We start from the raw sequence: 13,198 nt of genomic DNA on the forward strand, positions 1-13,198 counted from the left end.
TAACTAAAGAGAGTTTTACTTAATATAGTATATTAGAGTTTTTAGAAATCTCTAAGATTAAAGAAAAGGAGATAATAAAATGGCATTAATACAACGGTATTCATCTGTTGACAAAGTTGTTTTAGTTTCAACAGGAAACACATTTATGGTTTGTGGTAATAGCAGCGTACCAGATGTAAATACCTCTGATTTAATAAAAATAGATGGAACCACAACAAGAGATTGGACACAATCTGGAAGTACTGCAAATTTAAATATTATAAGCAATAGTACTGTATTGTATGCAGAGCTTGTATGGTATTCTACTGTATTTAGTAATGTATCAGGAGCTTTAGATTTAAGAAGTATTCAAGACAGTTCAATAACATTTACAACATCTAAAGGAAGTTATCAAATTACACCTCAATATATAGATAGTTATACAGGTGCATCAGGAACTGTAGATAGATATAGAGCAGCTGATGTTACAACTTATGTGCAAGCAGCATTAGCAGGGAATTATACGGTTTCTAATGTTCCTATTAGTGTTCCAGCTACAGGATTAAGTAATTCAAGAGGTGGATGGTCATTATCAGTAATTTACAGAAATGATTTATTTAAACCACAAAAGGTTCTTTATAATTCAGGTATATCAGTAGCAACACCAAGTACTCCATTGCAAACAACACTTACAGGGTTTACTACTAGTTCTGATACTACACTATTAAAAGGTAGTATAAATATAATTTGTGCTAATGGTCAGCCTTTAATAGGAAACGAGTATGTAATGGCTGGACCATCTTTTGCTCAATTAAGCAATATAGGAAATACAGTATTTAGTCCAAATCCTAATCCAGGAACAGTTCCTAATAACGCAGGAAATAATTTTTTTGCGGGGTTAATTAATATAGCTGATCCAGTAAATTCTAGTAATGGACTTTTAAATATAAATGGAACTAATGGAACTCATAATAATGATGGATTTGTTCCTATGCAAGCAGTGGGAAATAGAAATAAGTGGGACATTACTAATGTGGATATATCAAATACTTTAGTTACTAATCAAACAATAATTGCAGGTCAAATGACAACAAGTACAGATGTAGATGGAATTCAATTAGTGGCTTTAGGGACACAAGTATATTCAAAAGCTCCAAATATTATAGGAACATTAGATGCATATGATATTGATGGTGATGGTGAATACAATGTTCAAGTTGGAGAAGCACAAGTTTATGCTATCCATATAAAAAATGATGGAGATGTAGATGCAAATAATGTTATAGTATCAGCCACTATTGATTCAACAACTACTTTTGTTCCAGGATCTGTAGTTATAAATGGAGTAACTAATTCTACAGCTAATATATTAAATGGAATTAATATTGGAACAGTAAGTGCTAGTGCAGTTGTAAATATATTATTTACTGTTAAGGTTAATGCATTACCTTCAGGTGGGTTATTATATCAAAATGCAAATTATAGTTATCAATTTACTTCAGGATTAGATATAATTACAAATAATTGTATTACTAATACTATAGAATTAATAGTTCAACAGGGATTATTAACTATTACTAAATCAGCATCTAAAACTACAATGAATGTAAATGATACGGTAACTTATACAATAGATATTAAAAATACTGGTACAGAAATTGGGAAAAATTTATTTTTCCAAGATAAAATGGATTCAAGTTGTTCAGTTGTAGCAGAAAGTGTAGTAATAGATGGAGTAGCTCACACAGATTATGACCCAGTAACAGGATTTAGTTTGCTTGATTTAGCAGTTGGTAATAGCACTGAAATAGTATTTCAAGCAAAAGTAAATTCATTACCTGCATCAACAAAGATAACTAATGTTAGTTTTATTTCTTATGGATATGTATATAATCAATATGGATATTTAAGAGAAAAAACTGCTATTAGCAATCCAACTAATATACAAGTTCAATTTGTGGATGTAATTGGAGAAAGGTGTAATAATAATTATTATCCTAATATAGGAGATACAGTAACTTATACACTTAGTTTAACTAATATAGGTAATATTTCAGCAACAGGAGTTCAAGTATTAGAGCCAAGCGTACCAGGAGCTACTTTCGTTAGTGGTAGTGTTATTATTAATGGAACAAGTAGTTCAGCTTTAAATCCATTTACAGGATTTATTTTATCAAATCCAATAAATGCAAATCAAACAACCAATATACAATATCAAGTCTTGGTAAATAGTATTAATCCAGATAGTTTAATTCAAAATACAGCTAAGATTCCATTTAAGTATCAAATCACTACTGGTGGAACTGTAATTAATTCAGAAAAAGATTCTAATACAGTAGATACAGTAACTAATTATGTATGTATAAATGCAGTTAAAACTGTTGATAAAGCATATGCATTAATAAATGATATTTTATATTATACAGTACAAATAACTAATTATGGAAATATAAATGCTACTAATACCGTATTTTTAGATAGTTTACAATCAAATATTTCTTTTGTAGCAGGAACAGTAGTTATAAATGGAATAACTTATCCAGCATATAATCCAACAGTAGGATTTACACTAGGTAGTATATGCCCAAATGATTCTATAGATGTTACTTTCCAAGTTAAAGTAAATACCTTGCCAAACCCTAATATAGTATACAATGCAGCTAATTTAGTTTATAGTTATAAGCCAGATCCAAATGGAAGTGTTTTAACAAGTACTAAATTTACCAATATAGTTGAAACTACTATAAATCAAGCTCAATATACAGTAGTTAAATCAGTAGATAAGATTTATGCACAAACTGGAGATCCTGTAGTGTATACAACAACTATAGCTAATACAGGTACTGTAAATTTAACAAATATAAAATTTGCAGATTATATAGGAGTATTTTTAAATTTTGTATCTGGAACTGTCTATATTAACGGTGTTAATTATCCAACTCTTAATCCTTCCACACAATTTCCAATAGATGATTTACATCCTGGAGATACTACAACAATAATATTTGCTACAACAATAGTATCAAATACTCCAGTTGGCTATATTCCTAATATGTCTGAAGTTACTTTAAGTTATAAAGAAAATCCAGATAGTCCTATAATAACTAAAACAGTATATTCAAATCAAGTTATAACCTATGATCCATATGCAAAAATAGATTTAGTAAAGAGTGTGGATAAGTTATATGCAGCTGTAGGAGATACTTTAACTTACTCTTTTACAGTAACTAATAATGGAAATGCTAATGCATTAAATACTCTATTTAATGATACAATTCAAGCAGAATCATCATTTGTATCAGGATCTGTTTTGTTAAATGGTGTAAGTAAGCCAGATTATAATCCAGTAACAGGATTTACACTAGGAACAATGAATAGTGGTCAAGTTGTAACAGTGCAATTCCAAGTAACAGTAAATAGTTTACCAAGTCCTAATACTATTAAAAATAATGCAACAACATCTTATAGTTATTATGTTGATCCAACGGGGCAACCAATAAATAAGACTTCAACTTCTAATATAGTAACTACAGTAATTAATTCTTATTCAGCAACATTAACTAAATCTGTAGATAAAATGTATTCAACAATTGGTGATATATTAAATTATACTGTTACTGTAAATAATACAGGAACAGTAACATTAACAAATGCTACTTTAACTGATTTAATTCCAAGTGGAGTAACTTTTGTAGCAGGTTCAGTAGTAATTGGTGGTATAAGTAATCCAAGTGTTAATCCAAATACAGGCTTTTCAATAACTGATATATTACCAGGTGGAAATGTTGTAATAACATTTAAAGCAACAGTAACTAGCGTTCCAACTCCACCACAAATTAAAAATACTGCTAATTTAGCTTTCAAATATCAAATGAGTCCAACCTCACCATATATTAATGGTACTCTAACAAGTAATACTGTAACAACTAATGTAAATACTATGGCAGTAACTAACACAAAGAGTGTAAGTAAAATGTATGCAACAGTACCAGATACTTTAACTTATACTTCTGTTATAGTTAACAAAGGTAACGTAAGTATTACAAATACTAATTTTATTGATAATGTACCAAATAATTTAACTTTTGTAACTGGATCAGTAAAGATAAATGGAACAGCTTATTCTTCTTATGATCCTAATGTTGGATTTACTTTAGGAAGTATTAATGCAGGAGCAAATGTAATAGTAACCTTTGATGTAACAGTAGATAGTGTGCCATCAAATGGATATGTTACAAATTCATCTATTATAAATTATCAATATAATATTGATCCAACTGCACCTTATATTTCAGCTTCAGTAATAAGTAATACTGTAACAACCTATATAAATTTAGGTGATTTAACAATAATTAAAGCTGCAGATAGAAGTATTGTGAGATTAACTAATATTATCACTTATAATTTTGTTATTACTAATATAGGTAACACATTATTGAAGAATGTATTATTTGAAGATATATTACAAGCTGAGTCTTCATTTAATAGTGGTACAGTATATGTAAATGGAGTAAATATGCCAAGCTATAATCCTAATACAGGATTTAGTTTAAGTGATATTCCAGTAGGACAACAAACTACTATTAGTTTTAAGGTAACTGCTAATTCAATTCCAGCTAACAATGAGTTGTTGAATAGTGGCAATGTAAATTATGCTTATTATGTAGATCCAAATGGAAGTTTAACAACTAAGACAAAAACTTCAAATACAACAACTGTATATGTATATGATACTATTGTATCTACTAATAAATCTGTAGATAAAGCAATAGCTAAAATAGGAGATACTTTAAACTTTACTATTACAGTTAGTAATGAGGGAAATGTTTCAGCACAACATGTTGTATTTAAAGATACTTTAGATAGTAATATTTCATTTATCACAAATTCTGTATATATAAATGGAACTCAACAAACAGGATATAATCCTAATACAGGGTTTAATTTAGCTGATATAGCAGCAGGCACAACAACAACAGTTACTTTTGCAGCAATAATTATTAGTAGACCAGCTAATAATATTATCTATAACTATGCAGCAATTAATTATGACTATACTGTAGGAACACAAATTATTACTGCTAATATTAACACTAATACTACTCAAACTTATGTTGCAGTAGGTGAGTTAACTATTACAAAAGCAGTAGATAAATATTATGCAACAGTTGGAGATAATTTAGCTTATTCAGTACTAATTACTAATACAGGTTCAGTAAATGCAACAAATTTAACTTTCCAAGATTTAATTCCAGCATCAGCTTCATTTAATACTGGAACAATTATAGTAGATGGAGTAGCACAATCAAGCTATAATCCAAATACAGGTTTTGCTTTAACAGATTTAACACCAAAGCAAGCTCATACAGTAACGTTCAGTATTAAAGCACTTTCATTACCTCAAAGTGGTGAAATTGATAATACCGCTGATGTAACATTCACTTATAAGTTAACATCAACAGATAGTCCAGTAACAATAACAACTCCTTCTAACACTGTTATAACCTATATTAAAGTAGGTAATTTATCAGCTACAAAGACTGTTGATAAAGCATATGCAACAATAGGAGATATACTAAATTATACTGTTACTATTAATAATTTAGGCAATGCAAATTGCTTTAATGTATTTTTCCAAGATATGATTCAATTTGATGCTGGTTTTGTAACTGGTTCTGTAAAAATTAATGGAGTATCCTATGGTTCTTATAATCCCAATACAGGATTTAATTTGGATGCTATTGCTGGGTATGGAACTACAGTTGTTACCTTTGCTGTAACAGTAAAAACTTTACCAATAAGCAATTATATTTATAACTTTGCAACAGATAGCTATAGTTATTATATAGACCCAACTAATCAACCAGTAGTAGTTGAAGGTCAAACTAATACAGTAAACACAAGAATTAATGTAGGTAGCGTAACTCCAACTAAGTCAGTTAGTAAGGCTTATGCAACTATAGGTGATTTAATAACTTATACAGTTAATGTTGTAAATACAGGTAATACAGTTGCTAGCAATGTAAATTTTAGAGATGTTATTCCTACAGGTTTAACATTTGTTACAGGTTCAGTAACTATTAATGGAACTTCTTATGCAAGCTATAATCCTTATTCAAGTTTCACGTTAGGAAATATTAATTCTGGTAATACTGTAGTAGTAGTTTTCCAAGCTACTGTAACATCAGTACCAAATCCATCATTAGCAAGTAATACAGCTAATTTAACATTTAGCTATAGAGTAAATCCAAGTGGATCAGATATTCCAGTACAAATTAATTCAAATACTGTAACAACTCAAATTAATTTAGGTTCATTATCATTAGCTAAAACTGTAGATAAGATGTATGCTACAATGGGAGATGTATTGACTTATACTGTTGTTGTAACTAATAATGGTAATATAAATGCTAATAGTGTAATATTCACAGACAACTTGCAAAGTGATGTAACATTTAATGCAGGTTCAGTAAAAGTCAATGGAACAACTCAGCCAAGTTATGACCCTACTATAGGATTTAGTTTAGGCAATATAGCGCCATTGATTAGTGTAACAGTAGTATTTACAGTTACTGTAATTCAAAATCCAACACATGCTTCAGTATTAAACTACGCAGTAGGAACATTCACTTATCAAGTTGATCCTAATGGTCAATATTATAGTAGTTCTTATCAATCTAATACAGTATATACTACAATTATTCAACCAAGTTTAACTTCAACTAAAACTGTTGATAAAGCATATGCAACTATTCAAGATGTTTTAAACTATGGTGTTTTAGTTAAAAATACAGGTAATACAACTATTTCACAATTATTATTTACAGACTTTTTATCAAATGGTGCAGCATTCTTAGCAGGTACAGTAATAATTGATGGAGTAAGTTATCCAACTTATGATCCAACAGCTGGATTTAACTTGCCAAATATACTTGTATCAGGAAATACTTCACTAATCCAATTCCAAGCAACAGTAACAACATTTCCCAATCCACCACAAGTAACAAACTATGGTGTATCAAATGGTATTTACTATATAGACCCACAAGGGCCAAGCTATCCTATTACTGCAACATCAAATACTGTAACAACTAATGTTAATATAGGTAGTTTATCTAATACTAAAACAGTAGATAATATGTATGCAAAGGTTAATGATACAATAAACTATACTTCTACAATTACTAATACAGGTAATGTAAATGCAACAAACTTATTCTTTACAGATATAATGCAATCAGGATTAATGTTTGTAGCTGGAACAGTAATGATAAATGGTGTTGTATATCCATCATATGATCCAACAGTTGGATTTAGTTTATCTAATTTAGCACCATCTCAAACTGTAACTGTAGAATTTGGAGCTAAGATAATTTCATTACCAACTCCAGCATATGTAACAAACACCTCTAATATTAACTTTAGTTATCAAATAAATCCAACTGGAACAATTATAACTAAGGATCAACCAAGTAATGCAGTAAATACTAATGTAGTATTGGGTAAAATAACAACAACTAAGGTTGTGGATAAATCTATAGCTACTTTAGGGGACGATTTAACCTATACTATCACATTAACTAATGTAGGAAATGTAATTGACTATAATGTTATATTTCAAGATATACCATCAGCTGGGGTAACGTTTAAAACTGGTAGTGTAATAGTAAATGGAGTAAATAAACCATTATTTAATCCAACAGCTGGATTTAGTTTAGGAAATATACCAATAGGTAATGTAGTAACAATACAATTTGTAGCAACAGTGGTTTCAGTTCCTAGTACTAATCAAGTAACTAACCAAGCAGTTGTTAATTATCAATATCCAGTAGATCCAAAACAACCATATTACACTGATACTAGTTATTCTAATACTGTGACAACAAATATAGCATATGGAAACTTAAGTGTTACTAAGGCTGTTAATAAAAAGTTTGCAACTATTGGTGAACAACTCACTTATACAATTACTATTGTTAATACAGGCAACATTAATGCTACTAATGTTGTATTCCAAGATCCAAATCCAAGAAATACAGTATTTGTTATTGGTTCAGTAACAGTAAATGGAATAGCATATACAAATTATAATCCAGCAGCTGGATTTGATTTAGGTATAATGACACCAGGTCAAATCATAACAGTTGTTTATAAAGTTCAAGTTATTGAATTATGTTAAGATAAAATTGTATTATCAGAAAAAGTTAATGTTTTAAAAGACTTTAAGAGTTATTAATTGAGAAGTTATCATGTAAATATATTTCTATAGTCATATATGATAGCTTCTTTTAATTAAATTTATATATACTTATAATAATAAGTAAGTTAATATAGCTAGTGAAATAAATGCTTTACTAGCTATATTTTTTTTGAATTTTAGGTTTTAAATTTATATTTTTAAGTTTTATAGTGTTAATAAATGAAATGGAGATAAAGAATGAATAAGAAAGTAAGTATATCAAAAATTACAGATTATGATAATTTTAAATGTAGTGCAGATAAATGCAAATTTACATGTTGTAAAGGATGGGATATAAATGTAGATAAGAATACTTTTAACAAGTGGAAAAGTGAAGAAAATAAATTTAATTATATTTTACAGAATTTAAAATTAAAAGAGACAGAAGATAAAAAGGAATACTTTTTAGATAAATATACTCATGAGACATGTCCATTATTAGATAAAAATGGTTTGTGTAAAATAGTGAAGAACCATGGAGATGAATACATATCTTTAACGTGTCAAACATTTCCTAGAATAAAAAATATATTAGGAGATAGAAATGAATTTACTTTATCATGTTGTTGTCCAGAAGTTTTAGAAATTATAAGTAATATTGATGGAAAAATTAATATGATATGTAAAGATAATAATGAGTCTATAGGTTCTTCATTAGAGCTTAAAGTAAGAGAAGCATTAGTTAGTATAATTCAGCATAATGGATTAGCATTAGAATATAAACTAATAATTTGTTTCCAAATGCTATTAACTATTTTAGAAAATGTACATATTCAAAAAAGAAGACTATTTACGGAAATAGAAAAATATAAAGACAAAGAATATATAACAGAGCTTCAAGAGATGTATAGCAAAGTAAATTTAAATATAGATGAGTCTATAGAGGAACTTAATAATTTGTTTTTAGATATAGTAGAAAACTATAGGGAGGTTTCAGGACTAGAAAGTATTTTAGAGAAGATTTCAAGTTTTGCAGAAGAAATAGAAATAGAATATCTTTGTGAACAGTGGGATGATTACAAAGGAAAATTCGAAAAATATAATGAATTTATTGAAAATTGTATAGTATCTAAAGTTTTAGCAAGTTGTAATAGTAATGATATTGAAGAGGTAGTACTTTCTTTTGAGATAATTATATTAGAATATTTACTAATCAGATATGCACTTTTCTTAAAATATTGTATTAGCGAAGAGGAAGGATTAGATATACAAAGTATAAAGGATTATGTAGTGGTATTTTCAAGAGTTATTGGAAATAATACTGAAGCTGTTATAGAGTTTATTAATGAAGGCTTTAGTAGTGAAATTTTAGAAGTCGGATATATATGCTTTATAAGTTTATATTAACATAATAAATTATTACCTATGAAATCAATAGTATTAGTATAAATTTAATAAATATTCAAATAATATTTATTAATGCTATTTACCATTGTTAAATTAATATAAAGATTTTGGAGGGGAAAATGAAATTAAATAATAATATATATGTTTTAAAATTAAAATCAGTGATGAATCCAGAAGAATTTATATATCCAACATTGATAAAAAATGATGATAAACTTTTACTAATCGATACTGGCAATCCAGGGCAGTTTGAAGAAATAAAAAATGCAATTGAAAACGAAGGTCTTAGCTTTGATAAAATAGTAGCTATAATACTTACTCACCAAGACATAGACCATGTAGGTACAGCTTATGAAATTATTAATGAAATTCCTAATGTGCAAGTTCTTGCTTCAGAAGTTGAAGAAAAATATATAAATGGAAGTAAAACTCCTACAAAATTAAATTATTTAGAAGATAATTTTAATGATTTACCAGAACAAGCAAAGATATTATACGAAAAGATGAAAAAGTTTTATAATTGTAATAAGGTTAATATAGATTTGACTTTAAGTGATGGATATACTATTCCTGGCTTTGAGAATATAATAGTTTTAGATACTGCTGGGCATACCCCTGGTCATATAAGTTTATATGATAAGGAAAGTAAAATATTAATAGTTGGAGATGCTTTTATAATTAAAGATGAAAGTTTAAGCTTTGCAGATTCTGATTTAAACTTTAATGATGAAATGTATTCAAAATCAATAAAGAAGTTATGTAAATATGATATAAAAACAGTTATTTGTTATCATGGCGGAGTTTATAATAATAATGTAAATGATAATATCAAGATGCTAGCTAATAAAAAATATTAATTTTAGGTATTACATCAATAAAAAAAAATATGTTATACTTTGAAAGACAATGCGTTGTACCTATGGTCATACCACTTGCCATAGGTACAAACGCATTTTTTATTTTATTAGGAAAAGATGGAGAGGATATAGATGAATATTGATAATGAGAAATTAAGAGCAATAGAAAGTGTTATGGGACAAATAGAAAAACAGTTTGGAAAAGGTTCAATTACTAGGCTTGGAGGCAATACATCCTTAGATGTAGAATCTGTATCAACAGGTTCACTAGCGTTAGATATAGCTTTAGGAATTGGAGGATTTCCAAAGGGTAGAGTAGTAGAAATTTATGGTCCAGAATCTTCAGGTAAAACAACAATTGCTCTTAGTGTAATAGCAGAAGCACAAAAATTAGGTGGAGCAGCAGCTTTTGTTGATGCTGAACATGCTTTAGATCCATCATATGCAAAAAAGTTAGGAGTAAAAACAGATGATTTAATATTAAGTCAGCCAGATACTGGTGAGCAGGCTTTAGAAATAACAGAAGCACTTATAAGGTCAAATGCAATAGATGTAATAGTTGTAGATTCTGTTGCAGCTCTTGTTCCTAGGGCCGAAATAGAGGGGGAAATGGGTGATTCTCATATTGGATTACAAGCAAGATTAATGTCTCAAGCGTTAAGAAAGATAACTGCGGCTATTAATAAGTCTAAATGTATTGTAATTTTTATAAATCAATTAAGAGAAAAAATTGGAATTATGTTTGGAAATCCAGAAACAACTGCTGGTGGGAGAGCTCTTAAGTTTTATGCTTCAGTAAGGTTAGATATAAGAAAGATTGATACTATAAAAAATGGTGATACTTTTTTAGGAAATAGAACTAGGGTAAAAGTAATTAAAAATAAGGTTGCACCTCCATTTAAACAAGCAGAATTTGACATTATGTATAATGAAGGAATTTCAAGAGAAGGAAATTTAATAGATGTTGGTGTAAATGAAGGGATTGTTGAAAAAAGTGGAGCTTGGTTTTCTTATAATGATATAAGACTTGGACAAGGAAGAGAAAACTCTAAAGTTTATTTAAAAGAAAATTCAGATATTGCTTTAGAAATAGAAAATATAATAAGAGAAAAATATAATATACCAGAAGTAGTATATGAGGTATCTGAAATTGATAAAGTTATTGATAATAAGGAGTAATAAGCTTTATTAAAGTAGGGAGTTATTAAAAATATTTTTAATAACTCCTTTTTGTATGTAATATAACGTAGAAAGAAGGAGTTGTTAGTTACTTTAAATGTTAAATATCGGGAAAAATTACATGTGAAAATTTAAATTTAGGGTATTACATGCAATTTTTAAATTATGATATACTTACTCAGTCGACAAAGTAAAGAAATAATAATAAATAGAAAAAATTAGTTGAAATAAAGGAGTAAAAAATATGGATAAAAGTATGCCTAGAAACGATAAAGAAGGATTGATTTATGGAGCCATTATATGTGCATTAAGTTGTTTATTTATGGCTACTATGAATATTTGTATTAATATGGGGGGAATAAATAAAGATTCAATAATGTTATCAATAAAAGTATTTCCAGTAGTATTTGTAATTGCAATGTTAATTGAGGGGCTTATTGTAGGAAAAATATCTGATAAATTAGTGAAAATTTTTAGTTCGCCAACAGATAGTATAAATGCTTATATTTTATTTAAGGCATTTTTCACTGTTATTGGAATGTCTATTATAATGACACTTATAGGTGGGGTACTAGGATTTGGATTTAATACAGAGGTTTTGAAAGAATTTCCAATATCCTGGCCACGAAATTTTTGTGTAGTTATTTTCTTAGAACTTATTATTGTACAACCTATAGCAAGAAAGGTTATGAGAATTATTCATGAAAAGAGTGATAATTCTTTAGAGCTAGAAAAAGACATTGCATAATTAAATAAAATTGCGAAGGAAAATAAAAGTTAAGGGCCTAACGGCCAAGGTAAAGTGATTAATATAGCTTGTGCTAATTAATCATAGGTAAGTGTTTGCTGACGCAAACGTTAAAGAGTTAAGGATAAAATTAATTCGTAATTCCTTTGAATATATATTTTAGAAACTTCGTAAGAAGTTTCTTCCTTAACTAGCCGCAAGGCCCTTACCATTGACGTAGTCAATTTTTAAACCTTTTTGAACTAGCGAAGCGCTGTTCAAAAAACTTAACCGGACAAAGGCCCTTAACTAAATAAATTGCTTCACAATTTATTAATATAGGGTATTAAAAATATAAGAGTTAAGTTATATAAACTGTAGTTCCGTAAGGAATATTATCATAAATCCATTTAGCATTTACTTTAGCAAGTCTTATGCATCCATTACTAATTTTAAATCCAAGTCTACCATCTCTAATAGTATTATCTAAGTTATATAAAATTGAATGAAATAAATAGTTTCCTTTAAATTGTGTATAGTAATAACAAATATATCCATGATTTTCTCCAAAAGAGTAACCTTTTGCACCAACTTGGAAGGTTCCTAAAGGTGTAGGCGTAGAAGGTTTCCCAATGGAGCAAAGGTATTTTTTTTGTAATTTCCAGTTGTTTTTATAGCCTAAAAATATATTTACTTGAAAATTTTTAGTATCTACCCAAATTAAATATTTAGTACCACTAGATAGATTATTTTTATTTACAAAATCTGTAGAGGTAGCAATATAATTTGATGGAGCTCTAAGATTAGATGATATTATAGATTTTTTTAAAATATACTTATGATATAAGTTTTTTATATTATTATAAAAGT

General features: G+C 28.2%; 6 protein-coding genes. 5 read left to right on the forward strand and 1 reads right to left on the reverse strand.

Annotation, left to right across the window (positions count from 1 at the left end):
• Nucleotides 1-79 precede the first annotated feature (79 nt).
• The 5 genes from I4V51_RS14485 to I4V51_RS14505 all read left to right on the forward strand — a co-directional run bounded on the left by I4V51_RS14485 (nt 80) and on the right by I4V51_RS14505 (nt 12,349).
• Nucleotides 80-8,158, forward strand: coding sequence for a DUF11 domain-containing protein (locus I4V51_RS14485; protein ID WP_195989144.1), 8,079 nt, complete (start codon nt 80-82; stop codon nt 8,156-8,158).
• A gap of 258 nt (nt 8,159-8,416) precedes the next feature.
• On the forward strand, nt 8,417-9,565 hold the full coding sequence (gene fliB / locus I4V51_RS14490) for a flagellin lysine-N-methylase (protein WP_195989145.1): 1,149 nt from the start codon (nt 8,417-8,419) through the stop codon (nt 9,563-9,565).
• A gap of 119 nt (nt 9,566-9,684) precedes the next feature.
• Nucleotides 9,685-10,422 carry an MBL fold metallo-hydrolase gene (locus tag I4V51_RS14495; RefSeq protein WP_195989146.1) on the forward strand — a complete coding sequence of 246 codons (738 nt, stop codon included), beginning with the start codon at nt 9,685-9,687 and terminating at the stop codon, nt 10,420-10,422.
• A gap of 138 nt (nt 10,423-10,560) precedes the next feature.
• Nucleotides 10,561-11,601, forward strand: a complete 1,041-nt coding sequence (gene recA, locus I4V51_RS14500) for a recombinase RecA (protein ID WP_195989149.1) — start codon at nt 10,561-10,563, stop codon at nt 11,599-11,601.
• Nucleotides 11,602-11,845: 244 nt separating this feature from the next.
• Nucleotides 11,846-12,349 (forward strand): DUF2798 domain-containing protein, encoded by a 504-nt coding sequence (locus I4V51_RS14505; protein WP_195989147.1) that lies wholly within the window; start codon nt 11,846-11,848, stop codon nt 12,347-12,349.
• 340 nt (nt 12,350-12,689) lie between these two features.
• Here the strand turns inward: I4V51_RS14505 and I4V51_RS14510 are convergent, their stop codons facing one another.
• Nucleotides 12,690-13,109, reverse strand: coding sequence for a L,D-transpeptidase (locus I4V51_RS14510; protein ID WP_347708664.1), 420 nt, complete (start codon nt 13,107-13,109; stop codon nt 12,690-12,692).
• Between the last annotated feature and the right edge of the window lie 89 nt (nt 13,110-13,198).

Source organism: Clostridium sp. D53t1_180928_C8 (assembly GCF_015667795.1).
Lineage (GTDB): Bacteria > Bacillota > Clostridia > Clostridiales > Clostridiaceae > Clostridium.